The 21,767-nt window shown below is 65.3% G+C and carries 22 protein-coding genes; 10 read left to right on the top strand and 12 right to left on the bottom strand.

Annotation, left to right across the window (positions count from 1 at the left end):
• Positions 1-33: 33 nt before the first annotated feature.
• Complete coding sequence (locus AC58NV_RS14945) at positions 34-903, bottom strand: SDR family oxidoreductase (protein ID WP_497227827.1); 870 nt, start codon at positions 901-903, stop codon at positions 34-36.
• Positions 904-976: 73 nt separating this feature from the next.
• Here AC58NV_RS14945 and AC58NV_RS14950 point away from each other — a divergent pair, with 73 nt between their 5' ends.
• Positions 977-1,612: a class I SAM-dependent DNA methyltransferase gene (locus AC58NV_RS14950; RefSeq protein WP_497227828.1), complete on the top strand. Its 636-nt coding sequence runs from the start codon at positions 977-979 to the stop codon at positions 1,610-1,612.
• A gap of 338 nt (positions 1,613-1,950) precedes the next feature.
• Here the strand turns inward: AC58NV_RS14950 and AC58NV_RS14955 are convergent, their stop codons facing one another.
• From AC58NV_RS14955 to AC58NV_RS14970, 4 genes are read right to left on the bottom strand one after another with little or no spacing between them, the layout of a single operon-like run.
• Positions 1,951-2,736: a carnitinyl-CoA dehydratase gene (locus AC58NV_RS14955; RefSeq protein ID WP_497227829.1), complete on the bottom strand. Its 786-nt coding sequence runs from the start codon at positions 2,734-2,736 to the stop codon at positions 1,951-1,953.
• Between the two features lie 50 nt (positions 2,737-2,786).
• Positions 2,787-4,814: an acetate--CoA ligase family protein gene (locus AC58NV_RS14960; protein WP_497227830.1), complete on the bottom strand. Its 2,028-nt coding sequence runs from the start codon at positions 4,812-4,814 to the stop codon at positions 2,787-2,789.
• 6 nt (positions 4,815-4,820) lie between these two features.
• Positions 4,821-5,123, bottom strand: coding sequence for an Rdx family protein (locus AC58NV_RS14965; RefSeq protein WP_497227831.1), 303 nt, complete (start codon positions 5,121-5,123; stop codon positions 4,821-4,823).
• Between the two features lie 3 nt (positions 5,124-5,126).
• Positions 5,127-6,290: an acyl-CoA dehydrogenase family protein gene (locus AC58NV_RS14970; protein ID WP_497227832.1), complete on the bottom strand. Its 1,164-nt coding sequence runs from the start codon at positions 6,288-6,290 to the stop codon at positions 5,127-5,129.
• Between the two features lie 79 nt (positions 6,291-6,369).
• Here AC58NV_RS14970 and AC58NV_RS14975 point away from each other — a divergent pair, with 79 nt between their 5' ends.
• Positions 6,370-7,329, top strand: coding sequence for a GlxA family transcriptional regulator (locus AC58NV_RS14975; RefSeq protein ID WP_497227833.1), 960 nt, complete (start codon positions 6,370-6,372; stop codon positions 7,327-7,329).
• A 31-nt stretch (positions 7,330-7,360) separates the two neighbouring features.
• On the opposite strand, the gene AC58NV_RS14980 is transcribed toward AC58NV_RS14975, so the two are convergent.
• Both AC58NV_RS14980 and AC58NV_RS14985 read right to left on the bottom strand, forming a co-directional pair.
• Entirely contained in the window at positions 7,361-8,551 is a 1,191-nt protein-coding gene (locus AC58NV_RS14980) for a hypothetical protein (protein WP_497227834.1), read from the bottom strand.
• Between the two features lie 83 nt (positions 8,552-8,634).
• Positions 8,635-9,057, bottom strand: a complete 423-nt coding sequence (locus AC58NV_RS14985) for a VOC family protein (RefSeq protein ID WP_497227835.1) — start codon at positions 9,055-9,057, stop codon at positions 8,635-8,637.
• A gap of 141 nt (positions 9,058-9,198) precedes the next feature.
• Between AC58NV_RS14985 and ade the strand changes: the two genes are divergently transcribed.
• The 6 genes from ade (at position 9,199) to AC58NV_RS15015 (ending at position 15,322) form a co-directional block, all read left to right on the top strand.
• Positions 9,199-11,001: an adenine deaminase gene (gene ade, locus AC58NV_RS14990; RefSeq protein ID WP_497227836.1), complete on the top strand. Its 1,803-nt coding sequence runs from the start codon at positions 9,199-9,201 to the stop codon at positions 10,999-11,001.
• Positions 10,998-12,464 carry an AMP nucleosidase gene (locus AC58NV_RS14995; protein WP_497227837.1) on the top strand — a complete coding sequence of 489 codons (1,467 nt, stop codon included), beginning with the start codon at positions 10,998-11,000 and terminating at the stop codon, positions 12,462-12,464. Before ade ends, AC58NV_RS14995 begins: the two co-directional genes overlap by 4 nt.
• A gap of 139 nt (positions 12,465-12,603) precedes the next feature.
• Positions 12,604-12,891 (top strand): HU family DNA-binding protein, encoded by a 288-nt coding sequence (locus tag AC58NV_RS15000; protein WP_019297532.1) that lies wholly within the window; start codon positions 12,604-12,606, stop codon positions 12,889-12,891.
• A 164-nt stretch (positions 12,892-13,055) separates the two neighbouring features.
• A complete protein-coding gene (locus AC58NV_RS15005; RefSeq protein WP_497227838.1) occupies positions 13,056-13,679 on the top strand; it encodes a LysE family transporter in 624 nt (207 codons plus the stop codon).
• A gap of 61 nt (positions 13,680-13,740) precedes the next feature.
• Complete coding sequence (locus tag AC58NV_RS15010; RefSeq protein ID WP_497227839.1) at positions 13,741-14,646, top strand: DMT family transporter; 906 nt, start codon at positions 13,741-13,743, stop codon at positions 14,644-14,646.
• 112 nt (positions 14,647-14,758) lie between these two features.
• A complete protein-coding gene (locus tag AC58NV_RS15015) occupies positions 14,759-15,322 on the top strand; it encodes a DUF4202 domain-containing protein (protein WP_497227840.1) in 564 nt (187 codons plus the stop codon).
• Here the strand turns inward: AC58NV_RS15015 and AC58NV_RS15020 are convergent.
• Positions 15,319-15,840: a glutathione peroxidase gene (locus AC58NV_RS15020; RefSeq protein WP_497227841.1), complete on the bottom strand. Its 522-nt coding sequence runs from the start codon at positions 15,838-15,840 to the stop codon at positions 15,319-15,321. The genes AC58NV_RS15015 and AC58NV_RS15020 overlap by 4 nt on opposite strands.
• Before the next feature lie 171 nt (positions 15,841-16,011).
• On the opposite strand from AC58NV_RS15020, the gene msrB reads away from it, so the two are divergent.
• On the top strand, positions 16,012-16,461 hold the full coding sequence (gene msrB, locus AC58NV_RS15025) for a peptide-methionine (R)-S-oxide reductase MsrB (protein WP_366660339.1): 450 nt from the start codon (positions 16,012-16,014) through the stop codon (positions 16,459-16,461).
• A complete protein-coding gene (gene msrA / locus AC58NV_RS15030; RefSeq protein WP_497227842.1) occupies positions 16,458-16,973 on the top strand; it encodes a peptide-methionine (S)-S-oxide reductase MsrA in 516 nt (171 codons plus the stop codon). The genes msrB and msrA overlap by 4 nt, the downstream gene beginning before the upstream one ends.
• 73 nt (positions 16,974-17,046) lie before the next feature.
• Here the strand turns inward: msrA and AC58NV_RS15035 are convergent, their stop codons facing one another.
• The 4 genes from AC58NV_RS15035 to mtgA all read right to left on the bottom strand — a co-directional run bounded on the left by AC58NV_RS15035 (position 17,047) and on the right by mtgA (position 21,708).
• On the bottom strand, positions 17,047-19,053 hold the full coding sequence (locus AC58NV_RS15035) for a hydantoinase/oxoprolinase N-terminal domain-containing protein (protein ID WP_497227843.1): 2,007 nt from the start codon (positions 19,051-19,053) through the stop codon (positions 17,047-17,049).
• A 72-nt stretch (positions 19,054-19,125) separates the two neighbouring features.
• Positions 19,126-20,169 (bottom strand): tRNA epoxyqueuosine(34) reductase QueG, encoded by a 1,044-nt coding sequence (queG, locus tag AC58NV_RS15040; protein ID WP_497227844.1) that lies wholly within the window; start codon positions 20,167-20,169, stop codon positions 19,126-19,128.
• Positions 20,170-20,238: 69 nt separating this feature from the next.
• Positions 20,239-20,904: an FtsZ-binding protein FzlA gene (fzlA, locus tag AC58NV_RS15045; protein WP_366660345.1), complete on the bottom strand. Its 666-nt coding sequence runs from the start codon at positions 20,902-20,904 to the stop codon at positions 20,239-20,241.
• 66 nt (positions 20,905-20,970) lie between these two features.
• Positions 20,971-21,708 (bottom strand): monofunctional biosynthetic peptidoglycan transglycosylase, encoded by a 738-nt coding sequence (mtgA, locus tag AC58NV_RS15050; protein WP_497227845.1) that lies wholly within the window; start codon positions 21,706-21,708, stop codon positions 20,971-20,973.
• Positions 21,709-21,767: the final 59 nt, after the last annotated feature.

A 21,767-nucleotide genomic window follows, 5' to 3' on the forward strand; every position in this document is an offset into this window, starting at 1 on the left:
GGCCAGGGCGCAAGCACCCTGGCTGCCAGATTTTCACACCCCCGGCGGTTCCGCCGGCGGCACAAAGCTCTCCATATCCTCGGCTTCCAGCACCGCCCGCAGCCCTTCGCGGTAGGTCGGGTAGAGCAGCTCCACACCCAGCTCTTCCTTGATCCGGCGGTTGCGGACGCGCTTGTTCTCGCCGTAGAAACTGCGCGCCATCGGGGTCATGCCGGCCTCGTCAAACGGCACCTCGGCAGGCATCGGCAGGCCCAGCAGTTCCGCGGCATGGCCCAGCACATCCTGCGGCGGCGCCGGGTCATTATCGCAGACGTTATAGATGGCGCCCGGGCGCGGCTGCGCGATGGAGGCGGCCAGCACCTGGGCGATGTCGTCCACATGGATTCGGGAAAACACCTGCCCCGGCTTGATGATCCGCCGCGCCTTGCCCGCCATCAGCTTGGCAAAGGGGCCGCGGCCGGGCCCGTAAATGCCGGCCAGGCGGAAGATGTGCAGCGGCAGGCCGGGGACGGCCTGCCATTGCGCCTCGGCCAGGGCGCGCCAGTCGCCGCGCTGGCTGGAAGGGGTAACCGGCGTGTCCTCATCCACCCAGGCGCCGTCGTGGTGGCCGTAGACGGCTGTGGTCGACAGGTAGCCCACCCACTCCAGATCCGGCGCGGCGGCAATCCGGTCCCCCATGGCTGCCAGCACCGGATCGCCCTCTTCATCAGGCCCGATCGAGTTCAGCACATGCGTCACCCCGTCCAGCGGCACCTCCTGCCCGGGCCAGGTGAACATCTCCACACCGTCGGCTTCAACCGGTTCCCGCGAGGTGCCGATGACCCGCCAGCCCTGCGCCAGCAGGCACGGTGCAAGCGCCCGGGCGGTATAGCCAAATCCAAGACAAAGCAGCGTTTTTCTCATGGCACCTAGATGCGTTGGCGGCAGCCGGGGCGCAAGGGTTGATTCGAATCCCCCGCGCGGCTTTGATGGCCCGATGAAAATGCATGCACCCGGATTGTCCGCTGCCTATGCGCTGAGCACGCCTGAGGAATCACGGCAGCTTTATGCGGACTGGGCCGGCACATACGATCAGGATTTCGCCGCCGGGCAGGATTACCTGCTGCCCGGATCGACGGCCAGGGCTTTTGCAGCTGCCGGAGGATCAGGCCCAGTGCTGGATGCAGGCGCAGGAACCGGGCTGTGCGGCCAGGCCCTGCGGGCGCTTGGGATTGAGCCTGTGGACGCCACCGACATCAGTGCCGCCATGCTCGCCGAGGCACTGCGCAAGGACGCCTACCGCGACGTGATCGAGGCCGACCTGCTGGAGGGCATTCCGGTGCCGCGCAACTCTTACCGCGGGGTGGTGTCTTCGGGCACTTTCACCCACGGCCACCTTGGCCCCGAAGTCCTGCCCGCCCTGCTGAGGGTGGCGGCGCCCGGCGCCTGGTTTGCCCTGTCGGTGAATGCCAGATTTTATGAAAAAGCAGGCTTTGCCGGGGCCTTCGACCGGCTGCTGCGCGGGCAATGGATCAGGAGCCTGACCCTGCCCGAGGTGCGGATCTACGGTCCGCGCGCCACAGGGGCGCACAAGGACGACACCGCACTGGTTGCTCTGTTCCAGAAGGTCTAGGCCCCTTTTGTTCTTTCCGGGTCAAGGAGTGAGCAAGCTGCCTGGAAACGCTCCGGGGGAGCGTTTCGCTTGTGAACGGGCGGAGCCCTGCAGGCCGCCATGCGCCAGCATGGGCGCAGCTCGTTGAGGCGGCAAGAACGGGAAACACACTCGGACAGGCTGCTTGAGGAGCAGACCTGCTCCTCAAGAGCTTCTCAGCGATGAGACCGGAAACAGAATGATCCGGGGGATCATTCGAGGTTCGAAGGGCGGAGCCCAAAACGCCGTGCAAAGCGCGGCGCCGGGCCCAACTGTGCAGGGGCATCTTCAGATGCCCCGCAGCAGGCGGGAGCTTTGCGTCAGCGGCCTTTCCAGACCGGATCGCGTTTCTCGGCAAAGGCGCGGGCGCCTTCCAGATTGTCCTCGGAGCCGTAGAGCACATCCACCGTCTTGAGCTGGCGCTGGGTGATGCGGTTCATCGCATCCTGGAACTTGCTGTCCTCGGCATCGCGCACGATCTCCTTGATCGCCGCATAAACCAGCGGCGGGCCGGAGGCGAGCAGCCTTGCCAGCTCCCAGGCGCGGTCCATCAGCTGGTCCGCAGGAACGATCTCATTGACCAGGCCCCAGCGGTTGGCTTCCTCGGCATCAAACCAGCGCCCGGTCAGCAGCAGCTCCATGGCGATGTGATAGGGGATGCGTTTGGGCAGCTTCACGCTGGCCGCGTCCGCCACGGTGCCGGAGCGGATCTCCGGCAGCGCAAAGGAGGCATGGTCCGCAGCAATGATCATGTCCGCCGACAGCGCCAGCTCCAGACCGCCGCCGCAGGCGATGCCGTTCACCGCGGCGATCACCGGCTTGTTCATATCGCGCAGCTCCTGCAGACCGCCGAAACCGCCAACGCCATAATCGCCGTCCACCGCATCGCCGTCAGCCGCGGCCTTCAGGTCCCAGCCGGGGCAAAAGAACTTCTCGCCGCCGCCGGTCAGGATCGCCACCCGCAGCTCCGGATCGTCGCGGAACTCGCGGAACACTTCGCCCATCACCCGGCTGGTGGCCAGATCGATGGCATTTGCCTTGGGCCGGTCCAGCGTCACTTCCAGAATGGCGCCGTCACGGCGGGTTTTCACGGGGCTGTCGCTCATCTCATCTCCTCCTGGCATCTGGCATGCCGTTCCTTGTCCAGGCCGAAGCCTTAGTATTTCCGCCGCATCAGCGCGTCTGCCGCCACCGCATCCGAAGGCGAGCAGAGCAGTGGGTTGATCTCGATCTCTTCCAGCCCCAGCGCGTTTTCCATCACATAGGCTTCCACCGCGCGGATCGCGCGCAGGATCGCCTCGCGGTCCGCAGCCGGGGCGCCGCGATAGCCATCCAGCAGCTTCGCCATGCGCAGAGACTTCAGTGCGGCTTCGATTTCCACATCCGAAGCAGGCAGCAGGAAGGAGGCGGTGTCCTCCATCAGTTCGGTTAGGGTGCCGCCCGCCGCCAGCGTCATGACAAAGCCATGCGCCGGGTCTTTGACCACGCCGATCAGCAGCTCTGCGACCGCGCCGGTGACCATTTCCTCAACCAGAAAGCGCGAGGCCGGCATGTTGAAGGCGGCGTCGCTCACCTCCTGCCCGGAGTTCAGGTTCAGCGCCACGGCGCCGGCTTCGGTCTTGTGCGCGACGCCCTCGCCCTTCAGCACCACCGGGAAGCCGACATCCACCGCCACCGCCCGGGCATTGGTGGCCGAGGCCGCCCGTTTCGACCGCGGAACGCGCAGACCGTAACTTGCCAATTGCCACTTTGCCTCGGCCTCCGGCACCAGGTCAGGGTCCACGGCTGGTGTCGGCAGCAACAGCGGTGCCGGCGCATCCGGCAGCGCCAGGCTGGCGGCCTCGCAGGCGGCAATCGCTTCGCTGAGGCCGCAGAAGGGCACGACACCTGCCTGCATCAGCCGGGCCGCCACATCCTCCGGCAGCAATTCGGGCAAAGTCGCCACCAGACCGACGTTGGCCCCCGTCCGCTCATGCGAGCCGATGGCGGCTTGGATCGCGCATTCCCAGTCCGACGCATCGCAGCGGTCGTCGCGCGGGAAATCGACGATCAGCATGGTCATCGCCAGCTGCGGGTCCATCATCGCCGCAAATGCCTGGGTCATCGCCTCGGCATCACGCCAGATATAGGTGTGGTAGTCGAGCGGATTGGCCAGCGCCACCATCGGGCCCAGCGCCGCGCGCAGATCCGTCTTCTGGCGCTCGTTCAGGGGCGGGAACTCCACGTTCCGCAAGTGCCCGGTGTCTGCGGCCAGGCTTGCCTCCCCGCCGGAGCAGCTGATGGTTGCGATGCGGTTCGAAGGCAGGCGCCCCGTCACATGCAACAGCTTCAGCGTCTCCAGGAAGGACGGCAAGTCATCCAGACGCGGAATGCCAAGGCGTGAGAGCAAAGCCCCGGCCCCCGCGTCGCCGCCTGCAAGCGAGGCGGTATGAGAAACAGTTGCGGCCTGGGCTTCGGCCGATCTGCCAACCTTCAAGGCGATGATCGGTTTGCCCAGCGCGCGGGCCCGGGCGGCCAGCGCCTCAAACGCGCGCAAATCGCCAAAGCCCTCGATGTGCAGGCCCAGCGCGGTGACGCGGTCGTCCTCCAGCAGCGCCTCGCCGATGGCGGCAATGCCGGATTGCGCCTGGTTGCCCGCGGTGACCACATAGGCCACCGGCAACCCGCGCTTCTGCATGGTCAGGTTGATCGCGATGTTGGAGCTTTGGGTGACCAGCGCCACGCCCTTCTCTGCCCGCTGCCCGCCATGCTGGTCCGGCCACAGCAGTGCGCCGTCTAGATAGTTGATGAAGCCATAGCAGTTGGGGCCGAGGAAGGGCATATCGCCAGCCGCGTCCAGAAGCTGCGCCTGCAGGTCCGCGCCTTCAGCATCCTCAGCGGCAGCCTCCAGGAACCCTGAGGCAAAGCACACCGCCCCGCCGGCGCCGCGCGCCGACAGCGCCCGCACCACGTCGATGGTGATGAAACGGTTCACCCCGATAAAGGCCGCGTCGGGTGCTTCCGGCAGGCTGTCCACGTCCTTGAAGGCAGGCAGGCCCGCGACCTCGTCTGCCTTGGGATGGACGGGCCAGATGGTGCCCTCGAATCCCATCTTCTGGCATTGCTCGATTACCAGGCGGCACCATGCGCCGCCGCCGATCACAGCAATGGTTTTCGGGCGGAAAAGCCTGTTTAGAGACTGCATTTGATCTTATTCACCGGTCTTGCCGCGGTCCAGATGGCCGAGGTCTTGTTCAGGGTTGATCCGGTCGCGCACGCGGGTCTTCAGCTCTTTCACATCAGGAAAGCCGCCGTCCCGTTTGCGTTCCCAGACCAGCTCCTTATCAACATGGATCTCAAAGATCCCGCCCAAATCTCCGGGAACCAGTGTCACCCCGCCCAATTGGTCCTGGAAGGTCTGCAGCAGCTCCTGCGCCATCCAGCCCGCCCGCAGCAGCCAGTTGCAGCCGGTGCAGTAGGTAATGGTAACAACGGGTTTCCCGGCTTGGGTCATGGGTCAGCCTCCGACGGCGCGCAGCATCTCGCGGCTGATGATGTGCCGCTGGATTTCACTGGTGCCTTCCCAGATACGTTCGACCCGCGCGTCGCGCCAGATGCGTTCCAGCGGCAGCTCGTCCATCAGGCCCATGCCGCCGTGAATCTGGATCGCCTCATCGGCCACCATGGCCAACATTTCAGTCGCCTTCAGCTTGGCCATCGACATGTCGCTCTCGGTGACAGTGCCCTGGTCGAATTTCCAGCCGGCTTCCCAGGTCAGCAGGTTCGCCGCCTTCAGCTCCAGCGCCATGTCGGCCAGCTTGAAAGAGATGCCCTGGAACTTACCGATCTGTTGGCCGAACTGCTTGCGCTCGGCCGCATATTCCACCGAATGCTGCAGCGCCCGCTCGGCACGGCCCAGGCAGGTGGCGGCCACTTGCAGGCGGGTGGCGCCCAGCCAAGTGTTGGCGACTTCAAAGCCCTTGTCGACCTCACCCAGAATGGCTGAGGAGGGCAGGCGGCAGTCGTCGAACTCCAGCACCGCGTTGGTGTATCCGCGGTGGCTGACGTTGCCGTAGCCGTCGCGCACCTCGAAACCCGGCGTGCCCTTGTCGACAAAGAAGGCGGTGATCTTCTTCTTCGGCCCGCGCGGTGTGTCCTCGACCCCGGTCGCCATGAAGCAGATGGCGAAGTCAGCGATGTCGGCGTGGCTGATGAAATGCTTGGTGCCGTTCAGGATCCAGTCATCGCCGTCCTGGCGCGCGGTCGCCTTCATGCCGCGCAGGTCGGATCCGGCGTCCGGCTCGGTCATCGCCAGGCAGTCCCACTTTTCGCCCTTCATGCAGGGGAACAGGTATTTCTCTTTCTGCTCCTCAGTACCCGCCAGCAGGATGTTCGACGGACGCGCCACCCCGGTCCAGTGCAGCGCATAGTTGGCGCGGCCCAGTTCCTTTTCATACATCAGCCAGGACAGGGTATCGAGACCGGCGCCGCCCACTTCCTCGGGCATGTTGGCGGCATAAAGCCCTGCTTCCATCGCCTTTTTTTGCACATCCCGGATCACATCCATATCCAGATGGCCGGTGCGCTCAATCTCCGCTTCATGCGGATACAGCTCCTTTTCCACAAAGGCGCGGGTTGTTTCGACAATCATCGACTGTTCTTCGGTCATCCCGAACTGCATGGCGGTCTTCCTTTGCAAATCTGTTGCCAATCAGATTACGCCGCTTGCCCGCGCCCACCATGCAGGGATAGACATAATCATGCGAAGTTGGACAAAAGATACCGCTGCAGTGCAGCAATTGGATGTGCTGCTGTTTGATGCGTTTTCCGCCCATTGCCTGGCCAACACGGTGGAGCCGCTGCGCGCTGCCAATACTTTTGCCGGGCGGCAGGTCTATGCCTGGCGGTTCCTGACCTTGGACGGCGACCCAGCTGTATCGTCATCGGGCATGGAAGTGCGGGCGCATGGGAAGCTGGATGAATGCAGCGGCGATCTGCTGATTGCGATGCCGTCATACGACTTCCTGCGCCATGCCACCGTGACCACCGCCCGGGCGCTGAAGTCCGCCGCCCGCCGTTACAAGACTCTCGCCGGTTTTGACACCGGTGCCTGGCTGCTGGCGCAGGCCGGTCTGCTGCACGGGCAGCGGGCAACGATTCACTGGGAGGAGCTCAGCCGCTTTGCCGAGGCCTTCCCTGATGTGCAGGCGGAACGCGCCCGCCAGGTGTGGGACGGCGACCGCATCACCTGCACCGGCGCGCTGGCGGCCTTTGACACCATGATGGAGCTGATCGGCGAGCAGCATGGCGCTGCCCTGCGGCTGGAGGTGGCCACGCTGTTCATGGCGCCCGAGGCAACCGAATCCCAGGACCCGATCCTGGTCCGCGGTAAATCCGTGGCCCGCGCGGTGGCGGTGATGCAGGCCAATCTGGAGGCGCCCTTGCCGATCGCTGCGGTAGCCAGAAAGGCAGGCCGCAGTCAAAAGGATCTGGAGGCGCGGATGAAGAACGAGCTCGGCGCGACACCGCAGGCTGTTTACCGGCGGCTGCGGCTGATACAGGCCAGGAAGCTCGTGTTGGAGACTGTTTTGAGCGTCTCGGAGATTGCCCTGCGCTGCGGCTATGACGACCCGAGCGCGCTGACCCGGGCTTTCAAGGCGGAATTTGGTGTAACGCCCAGAACTTTGCGCAGCGGCGGGCAAATTGCCCACCCAACGTAGGGTGGGCGATTCCGCCCACCGCCACTGAAGCTCAGACCTGCTTGGCCGCCATCCACTGGTTCAGCCGCCACAGGCCCCAGGCCAGCGGGATCGCCGCCAGACCGCCAATCACATAGCCCAGCGGCTCATCCGCAAAAGACTCGAACATCTGCGTGTAGGCATGGATCGCGGCAAAGGTCAGTGCCGCGTTGAACAGCCCGCGCTGGTGCCGCTGCGCCGCCCAGAAGATCACCGCCGCCAGCACAGCTGCCCACAATACAGAATAGACGTTCTCAGAAATGAACAGCGCACCGTCGCGGAAGGTGTCGCGCGCGGCGGAGTAGCTCTCCCAGTCCTCGTAACCATCGCTGTAACGTCCCGGCCCCCAGACGGTCTCGCCGACAACATCGCCCCACAGCGAGCCAACCAAAGCGCAGAGGTTTGCCACCACGAATCCGAGGATCGCCAGAATGCGCAGATGCCGGGCGTCGCGCTCTGCCAGCCGGGCCGCACCCCAGACGCACAGCACGATCAGCAGCACCATTTGCAGGATCGTCAGCGTCGATTCCGGCGAATAGAACACATAGGCCGCATGGAAATAACTGGTGCCGGTCTCCAGCATCTGCGCAAAGGGCGCAATCGCCAGCGCGGTGACAAAGCGCACATCCACTTGCCAGCCAGCCAGGGCCAGGGCGGCTGCATAATAGAGCAGCGCCAGGTTCCGCAGCGGTGAGCCGACGCCGTATTGCTGCAGCAGCAGCTCGATTCCCGCCAGATGCATTGCCAGCCCCATCAGCAGGATGGCCCCCAGCACAAAGCCCGCAGACCAGGCCCCGTGCCGCCAGCGCCAGGTGCAGATCAGCGCCACCAGCGCGCCGGCGGGCAGCATCACCCAGCCGGCAATGTCCTCGTATTTGTCGACCAGCTCAATTCCCGCACCGCCCATCAGCATGCCCGCGCCGATCAGGGTGGCGGAATTGCCGAACATCCGCAGCGTCTCGCCGCCGCGGGCCAGAACCGCCAATCCGCCGCCCAGCATCAGGATGCCGGTCACTGCCACCGCCAGCGGATCGGCCAGCCAAAAGATGAAGCCGGCGGTGGCCGCGATGATCCCGAAACACAGGATCGCGTTGACCGCCAGCGACACCATCGCCTCGCGGGATCGCGCCTCGATGGTCCGGGCCTGATCGGGGGTCAGCACCCCCTCGTCGACCAGGGCGGTTGTGTCGGCAATGGCGTGCATCAGCGGTCCCTCACGGCATCCAAAAGGTTCCGCCCAGCATGGACCGGCCTTCGTCAGGGGGAAAGGGGAGGAATTCCCGCAGGTTACCCCTTGGGCCGGCTCGGCACCCAGGCATAGCCGTTTTCACACAGGATATAGGCCTCGCGCAGGCCATGCGGCTTGTCCGTCGGCGCTTGCAGAACGGTGACCCCCGCCGCTTCTGCCCGTTCGACGGCAGAATCCGGGTCAGTATCATACAGGCGGATTTCGATCCCGGCCCCGCGCGGCGGGTTTTCCGGCAGCAGCCCCAGCAGCGGATTTTCCGCATAGGTGCCGTCGCTGTGCAGCTGAAACACCTGACCGCCATAGGTGACGATGGCAAAATCCTGCGTCACCTGATGGCCCTTCATGGCGAAAACAGTCTCTAAAAAGGCAATCTCTGCCGGAACATCCCGCACCAGAAGATTGAGACCGATCCCGCGCAGGGAGCGGCCGAAACTGTCCGCGTCTGTTGTGTCATAATCCATACCCACAGTCTTCCCCGGACGCCTCCCCGCGGCAATGCCAAATGCGTCAGCCTTCGGCGCCTTTCCACCGCTACGGTGAAGCTTTGATGGCATTGCAAGCAATCCGCTTGCCTTCCCGCCCGCAATCGGAACAATTGGATTATGTCAGATAACATTTTCCCGAGCTGGCCCGACACCGCCCCGCAATTGATCGAAGTAGCCGCAGGCCGCGCGCCCGCCGACACAGTGATCCGCCAGGGCATTTGGGTCAATGTCCACACCCGCGAACAGCTGCCGGATCATGATATTGCGATCAAGGCGGGCCGCATCGCCTATGTCGGGCCGGATGCCTCCTATTGCACCGGGCCGGAGACCCAGATCATCGAGGCAAACAGCCGCTACATGATCCCCGGCCTGTGCGACGCGCATATGCATATTGAGTCCGGCATGCTGACGCCCGCGGAATTTGCCCGTGCGGTGATCCCGCATGGCACCACCTCGATGTTCACCGACCCGCATGAGATCGCCAATGTGCTGGGCCTGGACGGGGTGCGCTATATGCATGACGAGGCGCTGATGCAGCCCGTCAACATTTTCACCCAAATGCCTAGCTGCGCGCCCTCTGCGCCGGGGCTGGAGACAACCGGTTATGAAATCTCTGCCGAAGATGTGGCAGAGGCGATGAACTGGCCGGGCATCATTGGTCTGGGCGAGATGATGAACTTCCCCGGGGTTGCCAACGCCGACCCCAAGATGCTGGCCGAAATCGCCGCGACCCAGCGCGCGGGCAAGACCGTGGGCGGCCATTATGCCTCTCCCGACCTCGGCCCGGATTTCGCGGCTTACGTGGCGGGCGGCCCGGCGGATGATCACGAAGGCACCTGCGAGGCCGAGGCCATTGCCCGGGTGCGCCAGGGGATGCGGTCGATGATGCGGCTGGGCTCTGCCTGGTATGACGTCGAAAGCCAGATCACCGCGGTGACGGAGAAGGGCCTGGATCCGCGCAACTTCATCCTCTGCACCGATGACTGCCACTCCGGCACGCTGGTCAACGACGGCCACATGAACCGGGTAGTGCGCCACGCCATCGCCTGCGGCTGCGATCCCGTTGTGGCGCTGCAGATGGCGACGATCAACACCGCCACCCATTTCGGGCTGGAACGGGAGATCGGCTCCATCACCCCCGGCCGCCGGGCTGATGTGATCCTCACTTCCAGCCTCACGGAGCTGCCGATCGAGGTGGTGGTTGCCCGCGGCCAGGTCGTGGCGGAATCAGGCTCTATCAAGGTGGACTGCCCGCATTACGACTGGCCCGCCAGCGCCCGCGGCACCGTGCATCTGGGGCATGAGCTGACCGCCAAAGACTTCGAACTCGCCGCGCCGGAGGGCGCCAATGCGGTCACTGCCAATGTGATCGGCGTGGTCGAAAACCAGGCCCCGACCAAGGCGCTGCGCGCGGAGCTGCCGGTGGTCGACGGGCTGGTCGAGGGCAGCGGCGATGTCTGCCAGATCGCCCTGGTCGAGCGCCACCGCGCCACCGGCGGCGTCACCAACGCCTTTGTCTCGGGCTTCGGCTACCAGGGCAAGATGGCGATGGCCTCCACCGTGGCGCACGACAGCCACCATATGATCGTGGTCGGCACCGACCGCGAACAGATGGCGCTGGCAGCCAACCGGCTTGCGCAGGCGGGCGGCGGCATCACCCTCTACAAGGACGGGCAGGAGCTGGCGCTGGTCGAGCTGCCGATTGCCGGCCTGATGTCCGACAGCCCCGCCACCGAGGTTGCCGCCAAGGCGCAGGTGATGATGGAGGCGATGCAGGCCTGCGGCTGCGCGCTCAATAACGCCTACATGCAGCACTCGCTCCTGGCGCTTGTGGTGATCCCGGAACTCAGGATCTCCGACCTTGGCCTTGTCGATGTGCGCACTTTCCAGAAAATCCCGGTGATCGAGCCTGCCCAATGATAACAACAAAACACCCCGGCCATCCGCCGGACGAAAGCTTCAACGACGCAACCGAGGCCGTGGACCGGCTGGAGCTGCTGTACAATCAGGCCACCGGTTTCCTGTGCGATGAGTTCATCCGCGCAATGGCCGACGGCGCCCCGGACAACCAGCGCATCCGCGCCTATTACCCGGAGATCCGGTTTTCCACCCTGACCTTTGCCCAGGTGGACAGCCGCCTCAGCTTCGGCCATGTTTCCGCACCCGGCACCTATGCCACCACGGTGACGCGGCCGGACCTGTTCCGCAACTACCTGATCCAGCAGATCACCCTGCTGATCCGCAATCACGGCCAGCCGGTCACCATCAGCGTCTCGGACACCCCGATCCCGGTGCATTTCGCGGTTGCCTCGCGCCCGGACCTGACCGTGCCGCAGGACGGCGCCGCGGGTTTCACCCTGCGCGATGTGTTTGACGTGCCGGATCTGTCGACCACCAATGACGACATCGTCAACGGCACCTATCAGCCCCCAAATGGAACCGGCCCGCTGTCGCTGTTCACCGCCCAGCGCATCGACTATTCGCTGGCCCGGCTCAGCCATTACACCGCCACCAGCGCCGAGCACTTCCAGAACCATGTTCTGTTCACCAACTACCAGTTCTATGTGGCGGAGTTCGAGGCCTACGCCCGCGCCCAGCTGGCAGACCCGGACAGCGGCTACACCAGCTTTGTCAGCACCGGCGATCACGAAATCGCCGATCCCGCCGCTGTGATCCCGGCGGCCGGCAAGCTGCCGCAGATGCCCACCTACCACCTGAAACGGGAGGACGGGAACGGCGTCACCCTGGTCAACATCGGCGTTGGCCCCTCCAACGCCAAGACCGCCACCGACCACATCGCGGTGCTGCGCCCGCATGCCTGGCTGATGGTCGGCCACTGCGCGGGGTTGCGGAACACCCAGGCGCTGGGGGATTTTGTGCTGGCGCATGGCTACTTGCGCGAGGACCATGTGCTGGACGACGACCTGCCGATCTGGACCCCGATCCCCGCGCTGGCGGAAATCCAGGTCGCTCTGGAGGAGGCGGTCGCCGAGGTCACCGAATACGAAGGGTTCGACCTCAAGCGGATCATGCGCACCGGCACTGTCGCCACCATCGACAACCGCAACTGGGAGCTGCGCGACCAATCCGGCCCGGTGCAGCGCCTGTCGCAGTCCCGCGCCATTGCGCTGGATATGGAAAGCGCCACCATCGCCGCCAACGGCTATCGCTTCCGGGTGCCCTACGGCACGCTGCTGTGTGTTTCCGACAAGCCGCTGCACGGAGAGCTGAAGCTGCCGGGCATGGCCTCGGACTTTTACCGGACCCAGGTTGCGCGCCATCTGCAAATCGGCATAAGAGCTATGGAACGCCTGCGCGGCATGCCTTTGGAGCGTCTGCACAGCCGGAAATTGCGCTCGTTCGACGAAACTGCCTTCCTGTAGGGTGGTTTTTTGCAGTTTTCCTAGAAAAAATGCCCATTTTGGACTGTGCGGAGCACACAAGAAGTTGTGTTATCATACAACATAACGATAATGTCACGCGATGAGGCCCCACAGTTCGGGCAGTTTAAGGAGACGAAGAATGTCCAAACCGATGACCAAAACCCAGCTTGTTGCCGCTCTGGCAGAGGAAATGGGCAGCGACAAGAAAGTCGCAGGTTCCGCACTGGAAGCGGTCTGCTCGCTGATCACCCGCGAAGTGTCGGGCGGCGGCGCCGTGACCCTGCCGGGCGTCGGCAAAATCTACTGCCGCGAGCGCCCCGAGCGCGAAGTGCGCAACCCGGCCACCGGTGAGAAGTTCACCAAAGAAGCCGACAAGGTGGTGAAAATGACCATCGCCAAAGCGCTGAAAGACAGCGTGAACGGCTGATACCGGACCTGATCCGGACGGTTACAGGGCTGCCCCACGCGGGCGGCCCTTTTCATTTGCCGGCGCCACGCGGATCAACAGTTCGCCCGCCGCCGCAGCGATGCCGCTTGCCAATGCACCGCATCAGGCGCACCCTGCCTGCAAGCCGGGAGGAGGGCCGCCGCATGAGTGATGTGAACCTGATACTGATCCTGGGGGCTGCGCTGCTGGCCGGCGCCAGCCCCGGCCCTGCCACCCTGACCATCGCCGGAACCGCCATGCAGCGCGGCCGCGCTGCCGGGCTGGCACTGGCGGCCGGCGTCAGCAGCGGCTCGCTGATCTGGTCGGTCTCTGCCGCATTTGGCTTGGGCGCGGTGATGCTGGCCAATGCCTGGATATTCGAGGTTGTCCGCTATTTCGGCGCCGCCTACCTGATGTATCTGGCGGTCCGCTCCGCCCGCTCTGCCCTGCGCTCCGGCGCCCCGGAACTGCGCCCCTCTGCAGCACCCTCCCTGCGCGCGGCTTACGCCAAGGGGCTGGCGCTGCATCTGACCAACCCCAAGGCGATCCTGTTCTTCGGCTCTCTCTACGCCATCGGCATCCCACCCGGCACCGAACCCTCAGCGCTGCTGGTGGTGATCGCCGCCATCGCGGTGCAAAGCACGCTGGCCTTCCACGGCTACGCGATCCTGTTCTCCAGCGCCGCCGCCAGCCGCGTCTACATCCGCCTGCGCCGCGGGTTCGAGGCGGTGTTTGCCGCCGCCTTTGGCGCCGCCAGCTGGCAGATCTTTGCAGCCCGCCTCAGCTGACAGGGGTTGAACCCGCCGCCCGCTTCCCCGAAGGTCCGCCGCAGCAGAAAGGGTTGGGACAATGGACGCACGCGCAATAGCCATGGGGTTGACCTTTGCCCTGATGTGGTCCTCGGCCTTCACCTCGGCGCGGATCATCGTGCAGGACGCCTCGCCGCTGTTCTCGCTGGCGGTACGCTTCCTGATCTCCGGCCTGATCGGTGTCGCCATCGCCCGCGCCATGGGCCAGACTTGGCGGCTGACACACGGCCAGTGGCGCGCCACAGTGATCTTCGGCCTCTGCCAGAACGCGCTCTATCTCGGCCTTAACTTCGTCGCCATGCAATGGATCGAGGCCTCATTGGCCGCGATCATCGCTTCCACCATGCCGCTGCTGGTCGCCCTGGCCGGCTGGATGCTGTTCGGCGAGCGGCAGCGGCCCTTGGGCTATGCCGGGCTGCTGGCAGGCATCCTGGGCGTTGCCCTGATCATGGGCACCCGGCTCAGCGCCGGAGTGGACCTGTTCGGCGTGTTCCTTTGCGTGATCGGCGTGCTGGCGCTCACCGCCGCCACCCTCGCCCTGCGCGGCGCCACGTCCGGCGGCAATTTCATGATGGTGGTGGGGCTGCAGATGCTGATCGGCTCTGCCATCCTGTTTGCGGCCGCGTCAATCACAGAAGACATCTTTGTGAACCCCACCTGGCGGCTTGCCGCGGCCTTCACCTACACCACCATCGTGCCGGGCCTGATGGCGACCTTCATCTGGGTGCTGCTGCTGAACCGCATCGGTGCGGTGCGCGCCGCCACCTTCCACTTCCTGAACCCGGTATTCGGCGTCGCCGTTGCCAGCGTGCTGCTGGGCGAGAAACTCGGCCCCCTCGACGTGCTGGGCGTTGCCATCGTCACCGGCGGCATCCTGGCGGTGCAACTCTCCCGCCAGCCCGCGCATCCGCACACCGGGGCCTCCCGCGCGGCAAAGCCGGGCTGACACCCGTCCCTGCTCCTTGGGCCCGGCGCCGCTGCCGCGGCGCAGGCCCGTTGCAAGTCCTTGCGTTTCCGCCGTAACCTGATCCGCAATGACACAAGCAGGAGGACGCGGCATGAGCGCGCAACTATCCCAAGTGCTGGACGCCATCGACGCCGCCAACGCCAAGGACCCCAACCTGGAGAACGGCCAGCCCGCCGCGCTGCTCTATGGCCAGCGGATGAGCGCGGAGCAGCAACGCCTGTTCCCGGACGCAGCCGAGCCATTGCAGATCGCCGCCCGCGGCCAGCATGTGGAGCGCTGGAAGCTGGAGCGCAGCGCCTTCCCCGAAGGCCGTGCCGGCTACCTCGCCTGGCGTAAGGCCGAGGCAGAGCACCACGCCGAGGTGGTCACCGCCCTGATGCAGGAGGCAGGCTACGGCGCAGAGGATGCGGACGCCGCCGCAAAGATGCTGCGCAAGGAGGGCATCAAGCGCGACGACCAGGTGCAGGCGCTGGAGGACATCATCTGCTTTGTCTTCCTGAAATGGTACTTTGAACCCTTCGCCGCCAAACACCCGGCGGACAAGGTCCAGCGCATCGTCGAGAAAACCGCCCGCAAGATGTCGGCCGGGGCCCGCGCCCGGGTGCTGAGCGAGTTCACCCTGCCCGCGGAACTGGCCGGGGCCTTCGCCGCCTAGGGCAGGTAAGCCTCGACAGCGTCCACGATCCGGCCGGAACCCGGTTTCACCGCCGATCCCCAGGTGCCAGCGACAGAGCCGTCCGGCGCAACCAGCACCTTGTTGAAATTCCAGCCCGGCTCGAAACCGGTTTCCGCCCGCACCGCCTGGTAAAACGGATGCGCGCCGGGGCCGGTGACCCGGGTGATATCCGTCATCGGCAGGGTCAGCCCGTAGTTCACGGCGCAGAATTCCTTCACCTCTTCCGCACTTGCCAGCTCCTGATTGAAATCATCCGAGGGCACCGCCAGCACCACCAGTCCCCGCGCCTGGTATGTGTCATGGAGCTTCTGCAGCCCCGCATACTGGCCTGTAAAGCCGCACATTGACGCCGTGTTCACCACCAGCACAGGCCGGCCGCGGAATTCCTCCAGCCGGATCTCGCCACCGTCGATGGACGCAAAGCTGCCGCCCACCGGTGCGGCACTTGCAGCGGCACCTGCCAGCAAAACAGCCGCCAGGGAAAGGAGAAACCGCATAACAAAATCCTTATTCCTGTTCCCGCCACCGCAATCATACCCGGAATACCGCCATCACGCAGGCCATTTTGCCGGACAGCACACGGCTTTGCGAGCCGCTTGTAACAGGGCTTTGCATTTGCGCCTCCAGACCCCATGTTCTGCAGCAACGCGAACAGGCGGGAGGACACCATGACCAAATACTTCAAGAACCCGGACGCCGTTGCCGCCCTCTCCGAGGAAGAGTTCTATGTGACCCAGAATGCGGGCACCGAACGCCCCGGCACCGGCAAGCTGCTTTATAACAAGGAGCCGGGCATCTATGTCGACATCGTCTCCGGCGAGCCGCTGTTTGCCTCCTCCGACAAATACGAGTCCGGCTGCGGCTGGCCCAGCTTCACCAAGCCGATCGAATCCGCGCACATCCAGGAGCTGGAGGACCGCTCCCTCGGCATGATCCGCACCGAGGTCCGATCCACCCATGGCGACAGCCACCTGGGCCATGTGTTCCCGGACGGGCCGCTGGACCGCGGTGGCCTGCGCTATTGCATCAACTCCGCCTCGCTGCGGTTTGTGCATCTGGACGACATGGAGGCCGAGGGCTATGGCGCCTACATCAACCAAGTGGAGGTCGTGAAATGAGCACCACCGAACGCGCCGTCCTGGCAGGCGGCTGTTTCTGGGGCATGCAGGAACTGATCCGCAAGCGCCCCGGCGTCATCAGCACCCGCGTCGGCTATACCGGCGGCGACGTGCCCAACGCCACCTACAGGAACCACGGCACCCATGCCGAAGGGATCGAGATCATTTTCGACCCGGCAGTGACGTCTTACCGCGAGATGCTGGAGTTCTTCTTCCAGATCCACGACCCGACCACGCTGAACCGCCAGGGCAACGATCTGGGCATGAGCTACCGCTCGGCGATCTACTACACGGACGAGACCCAGAAAGCCGTAGCCGAGGACACCATCGCCGATGTCAACGCTTCCGGCCTCTGGCCCGGCAAGGTGGTGACAGAAGTCGAACCCGCGGGCGATTTCTGGGAGGCAGAGCCCGAGCATCAGGACTACCTTCAGCGGCTGCCCACTGGCTACACCTGCCATTTCGCACGCCCCGACTGGGTGCTGCCGAAACGCGGCGCTGCTGCAGAATAGGCTCTAACACAGCGCTTTCAGTCCCGCTGCACTCCGGCGGGGCTTTTTGCTGCGGTGTCCCTCGCGCTGATGCCTAGGCGTGCGCCACCCGCGGCCGCCCGCTGGCTTCCACCGTCAGCGTGCCTTCGACAAACACCTCCCGCGACTCCACCTGCGCGGTGCGGATATCCCGCTCCACATGCACGTGGATGTCCTCGGCGCCGGCCTCTTCCGCCGCGCCGCGGGCCTCACCCGCCAGCGCCGCCTCCAGCGCAGTCAGCGCCTCGTCTGAAGCCTGGTAATCCACCGGCCCGCTCTCCAGATGCACCCGGTATTTGCCCTCGGACGGAGAGGTCACGGTGCCGCTGCGCCGCATGGTGACCCGGCCCACCACCGCGCCAATGGCATTCGCCACGCCGGCGTGCTCCGGCAGGATCATGTTGCAATGCAGCCGCTCCCCCACCGCCGGGTAATAGCCGGGGGCAGAGGCACCCAGCCCCACCACATCCACATTCATCGACGCATCCAGCGCCAGCAGCCCGCGGTGTTTCGCCAGCCCCTTTTGCAGCAGCACATGCCGCGCCAGCTGATCCGCAGGCAGACCGAAATCCTCGGCCTCTTCGGCAAAGGCAGACTCCAGCAACGTCAAAGCGGTCTGTTCGGTCAGCTGATCGATGATCATCTGCGCCAGGGTTCCGGCGTCTTTTGCCACCATGTCGCCGGTGCCGACCCGGCGGCGGGCAAACAGCGTCAGCGCCTTTTCCGCCGCCTCCCGGTCCCAGGCCTCCACCCGGCCCAGCACATGGCTGGCATCCGAGGGCGTCACGCCGCTGACCTGCACCAGACCGCGGTCCACCAGCCGGCCCAGCGAGCCATGCTCCATCCGGGTGCGCAGGATCTGGCCCAGCGGGTGCACCTGCATCCCGATCCGCGCCAGCAGCCCGGCCTCACGCTCGCTGAGCCCCGCCACCGGCACCCCCGGCACCGCCCGCACAAAGCGCCCGTCAAACTCGCCCACTGTAGTATTGCGCAGCTGTTCGTCCAGCGCTGCATGCACCACCTCCGGCGCATCGGTGGCAATCAGCGAGACCGGCACCACCCGCCGCGGCCCCAGGGTCAGCCCGCCGGCTAGCCCGCTGGTGTTCAAATGCACCTGGCTGTCGCCGCCCAGGCCTGTGGTGCGCATCGCCACCGCCTCCACCATGGTGCGGAACGCCCCGACCCGGGCGCCGGCGGGATCAATCGCCGGCTTGCCGTCCTTGATCAGCGCCACATCCGTCGTGGTGCCGCCGATGTCGCTGACCAGCGCATGATCCACCCCGGTCATCCAGCGCGCGCCGACGATCGAGGCAGCGGGGCCGGACAGGATGGTTTCGATCGGCCGCTCCCGCGCCTGCTCACCACTCATCAGCGCGCCGTCACCGCGCACCACCATCATCGGCGCCTCAATCCCCAGATCGCGCAAAGTGTCCTGCGCCCGCCCGATCAGCCGGTCGATCATCCCGATGAGGCGGGCATTCAGCACCGCCGTCACCGCGCGCTTGGGCCCGTTCAACTTGGCCGACAGCTGGTGCGAGCAGGTGGCCGGCGCGCCGGTCATCTCGTGAATGATCCGCGCCGCCTCCATCTCATGCGCCGGGTTGCGCGTGGCAAAGACACTGGCAACCGCAAAACCCGTCACCCCCTGGCCTTCGGTGCGCAGGAACAGCTCCAGCGCCTCCGTGTCCAAGGGCGCCGCCTCGCTGCCAGCGTGGGTATGGCCGCCGGCGATCACCAGCGCCGGATCGCCCTTCAGCGCGTCCCGCAGCCCGTGCCGGTCGAGATCATCCTCCTTAAAGCCGATATAGATCAGCGCCACCCGGCCGCCCTGGCCCTCGACCAGCGCATTGGTCGCCAGCGTGGTCGACAGCGCCGCCAGCGACACCTCCTGCGGCTTCACCCCGGACTGCTCCAGCACCGCCCGGATCGCGCCGCCAACGCCAATCGCCAGATCCTGGCGCGTGGTCAGCGACTTGGCCGAGGCGATCACCTCCTTCTCGTCGCGGATCAGCACCGCATCGGTATAGGTTCCGCCCGTGTCCACTCCCAGCAGCAACGCCATGCCCAGCCCTCTCAAACTCTGTTCGCCGGACCGGGTGTAACGCCTATTTGCGGCCCGTCCATCCTGTTTGCGTCATGAAAGCCGTTGAACCGCCCACCGCGCCGCATCGGCCACCGCCGGATCCGGATCCTCCGCCAGCCCCTGCGCCACCTCCCGCAGCTCCACCAGCCCGGAATTGCCGATCGCATACAGCACATTGCGCACAAAGCGGTTGCGCCCGATGCGCTTGATCGGCGAGCCGGAAAACTTTTCCCGGAACGCTGCGTCATCCAGCACCGCGAGCTCTGCCAGCCTCGGCGCCTTCAGTTCCTCGCGCGCGGCATAGCGCATATCGCTGGCCGCCACCGCAAACTTGTTCCAGGGACAGGCCGCCAGGCAGTCGTCGCAGCCATAGATCCGGTTGCCCAGCTTGCCGCGGAGCTCTTCGTCCACCGGCCCCTTGTGCTCAATAGTCAGGTAGGAAATGCAGCGCCGCGCATCGACCTGATAGGGCGCCGGAAAGGCATCGGTCGGACAGCTGTCCAAGCAGGCCCGGCAGGATCCGCAGCGGTCCGGCTCTGCCTGATCCGCCGGCAGCTCCAGCGTGGTAAAAACAGAGCCTAAAAAGGCCCAATTGCCCCAATCCCGGCTCACCAGGTTGCTGTGCTTGCCTTGCCAGCCCAGTCCGGCTGCCTGTCCCAGCGCCTTCTCCGGCACCGGAGCGGTGTCGACAAAAACCTTGACCTCGCAGTCCTTTCCGGCCTCACCAATCAGCCAGCGCGCCAGCCGCTTCAGCCGCTTCTTGACCAGGTCGTGGTAATCCTTGTTCCGGGCATAGACCGACACCGCGCCGCGGTCCGCCTGCCCCACCACCGCCATCGGGTCCTCCTCAGGTGTGTAGCTTTCGGCCAGCATGATCACCGACCGCGCCTCCGGCCACAGCTGCGCCGGGTCGCCGCGCCAATGGGTGCGCTCCGCCATCCAGCCCATCTGCCCGTGATAGCCGGCGTCCAGAAACGCCTGCAGCCGCCCCGGCACCTGCGGCACATCCCAGGGCCGGCAGATCCGGCAGGACACAAACCCCTCCGCCAGCGCCTGCGCCACCAGTTTTTCCTTGATGCCGGACCCGTCTTTCATCTTTCCCAAAATACTCCGGGGGAGCGGCCCATCGGGCCGCGGGGGCAGCGCCCCTTAACCCGATAGATATCAGAAATCCAGATCGGTGTAATGCGGCGGCGGCCTAAAGCCCGGGACCTGATCGGCCAGGATCGAGCGGAACGCAGGCCGCGACTTGATCTTGGCGTACCAGTCCTTGACCACCGCCGAGCGGTTCCAGTCCACATCCGAAATGTAATCCAGCGACGACAGATGCGCCGCGGCGGCAAAATCCGCCAGCGTCATCATGTCCCCCGCCAGCCAGCGCCGATGGTCCAGCAGCCAGGCCATGTAATCCAGATGGTACTTGATCGCCTTGGCGCCGGCCTTGACGTTGCGGCTGTCGGGATAGCCCTCGCCGGTGATCTTCTTGTTCACCCGCTCATACAGCAGTTTCGACGTCACCTCGTGGTGGAACTTGTCGTCGAACCAGCTCACCAGGCGGCGCACCTCATAGCGGCCCTCGGCATCCTTGGGCATCAGCGCAGGCTCGGGGCGGGTCTCCTCCAGGTACTCGCAGATCGCAGCGCTTTCGGCCATCATCTGGCCGTCCAGCCGGATCACCGGCACCTTGGCGGCCGGGTTGCGGCGCAGGAAATCCGGATCCTGCTCCCAATAGCGCTCCTCGACCAGCTCAACCTCGATCTTCTTCTCTGCCAGCGACAACCGCACCTTGCGGCAATAGGGGGACAGGGGAACGTGGTACAGGCGCGCCATGGCTACAGGGGGTCTCCAGAAAACTTACAACGGTTGTTTCAGCAATGCCTTGGGCGGGGGAAAGATTCAATCCTCGAAACAATCCGCCCGCCCGTCTGCGCGAATGGTGGCCGCCCCGTCCTGGATCTGCCGCGCCCGCCGCTGGACAAAGTTTGACGGTTTGCGGGCCGACCGCTCCTTGGGATTGGGCAGCACCGCGGCAATCAGCGCCGCCTGCCGGGCGCTCAGCTCATCCGGCCCCACCCCGAAATACTTGCGCGCCGCGGCTTCGGCGCCAAACACGCCCTCATCCATTTCGGCCACGTTCAGATAGACTTCCAGGATACGCCGCTTGCTCCAGACGATCTCCACCGCCGGGGTCAGCAGCGTCTCCAGCACCTTGCGCGGCCAGCTGCGGCCCTGCCACAGGAACACGTTCTTCACCACCTGCTGCGAAATGGTCGAACCGCCGCGGCTGCCGCCCGCCTCGATCGCGGCCTGAATGGCGCGGGCGTCAAATCCCCAATGGCGGCAGAACTGCGCATCCTCCGCGGCAACGACAGATCGCGCCAGCTCGGGCGAGATCTCTTCCAGCGGCACCCACATCCGGTCCACCTCGCCCAGACGGCGCTGCTCGGCCCAGATGGTATGGGTGATCGGCGGATTCACCACGGAATAGAGCAGGACAAGCAGCAGGAACACTGCCGCAACAGCCAGCACCGCCCGCAATGCCCAGCGCCGCAGCCAGCGAACGGGCTGGACCTTCAGCCTCGCCGCCTTCTTGCTGCCTTTTGATTTCTTCTTTTTTGCAACTGCCTTCGCCATGACTCTCTATAGGCCAGCATGCCCCCGGTAACCAACCGCCAAAAAGAAAACCCCGCAAG

It is taken from the genome of Leisingera sp. ANG49, assembly GCF_059694505.1.

Excerpts from the sequence above, each read along its gene's own strand:
- AC58NV_RS14945 (WP_497227827.1), bottom strand. The coding sequence starts at position 903 with ATGAGAAAAACGCTGCTTTGTCTTGGATTTGGCTATACCGCCCGGGCG.
- AC58NV_RS14950 (WP_497227828.1), top strand. The coding sequence starts at position 977 with ATGAAAATGCATGCACCCGGATTGTCCGCTGCCTATGCGCTGAGCACG.
- AC58NV_RS14955 (WP_497227829.1), bottom strand. The coding sequence starts at position 2,736 with ATGAGCGACAGCCCCGTGAAAACCCGCCGTGACGGCGCCATTCTGGAA.
- AC58NV_RS14960 (WP_497227830.1), bottom strand. The coding sequence starts at position 4,814 with ATGCAGTCTCTAAACAGGCTTTTCCGCCCGAAAACCATTGCTGTGATC.
- AC58NV_RS14965 (WP_497227831.1), bottom strand. The coding sequence starts at position 5,123 with ATGACCCAAGCCGGGAAACCCGTTGTTACCATTACCTACTGCACCGGC.
- AC58NV_RS14970 (WP_497227832.1), bottom strand. The coding sequence starts at position 6,290 with ATGCAGTTCGGGATGACCGAAGAACAGTCGATGATTGTCGAAACAACC.
- AC58NV_RS14975 (WP_497227833.1), top strand. The coding sequence starts at position 6,370 with ATGCGAAGTTGGACAAAAGATACCGCTGCAGTGCAGCAATTGGATGTG.
- AC58NV_RS14980 (WP_497227834.1), bottom strand. The coding sequence starts at position 8,551 with ATGCACGCCATTGCCGACACAACCGCCCTGGTCGACGAGGGGGTGCTG.
- AC58NV_RS14985 (WP_497227835.1), bottom strand. The coding sequence starts at position 9,057 with ATGGATTATGACACAACAGACGCGGACAGTTTCGGCCGCTCCCTGCGC.
- ade (WP_497227836.1), top strand. The coding sequence starts at position 9,199 with ATGTCAGATAACATTTTCCCGAGCTGGCCCGACACCGCCCCGCAATTG.
- AC58NV_RS14995 (WP_497227837.1), top strand. The coding sequence starts at position 10,998 with ATGATAACAACAAAACACCCCGGCCATCCGCCGGACGAAAGCTTCAAC.
- AC58NV_RS15000 (WP_019297532.1), top strand. The coding sequence starts at position 12,604 with ATGTCCAAACCGATGACCAAAACCCAGCTTGTTGCCGCTCTGGCAGAG.
- AC58NV_RS15005 (WP_497227838.1), top strand. The coding sequence starts at position 13,056 with ATGAGTGATGTGAACCTGATACTGATCCTGGGGGCTGCGCTGCTGGCC.
- AC58NV_RS15010 (WP_497227839.1), top strand. The coding sequence starts at position 13,741 with ATGGACGCACGCGCAATAGCCATGGGGTTGACCTTTGCCCTGATGTGG.
- AC58NV_RS15015 (WP_497227840.1), top strand. The coding sequence starts at position 14,759 with ATGAGCGCGCAACTATCCCAAGTGCTGGACGCCATCGACGCCGCCAAC.
- AC58NV_RS15020 (WP_497227841.1), bottom strand. The coding sequence starts at position 15,840 with ATGCGGTTTCTCCTTTCCCTGGCGGCTGTTTTGCTGGCAGGTGCCGCT.
- msrB (WP_366660339.1), top strand. The coding sequence starts at position 16,012 with ATGACCAAATACTTCAAGAACCCGGACGCCGTTGCCGCCCTCTCCGAG.
- msrA (WP_497227842.1), top strand. The coding sequence starts at position 16,458 with ATGAGCACCACCGAACGCGCCGTCCTGGCAGGCGGCTGTTTCTGGGGC.
- AC58NV_RS15035 (WP_497227843.1), bottom strand. The coding sequence starts at position 19,053 with ATGGCGTTGCTGCTGGGAGTGGACACGGGCGGAACCTATACCGATGCG.
- queG (WP_497227844.1), bottom strand. The coding sequence starts at position 20,169 with ATGAAAGACGGGTCCGGCATCAAGGAAAAACTGGTGGCGCAGGCGCTG.
- fzlA (WP_366660345.1), bottom strand. The coding sequence starts at position 20,904 with ATGGCGCGCCTGTACCACGTTCCCCTGTCCCCCTATTGCCGCAAGGTG.
- mtgA (WP_497227845.1), bottom strand. The coding sequence starts at position 21,708 with ATGGCGAAGGCAGTTGCAAAAAAGAAGAAATCAAAAGGCAGCAAGAAG.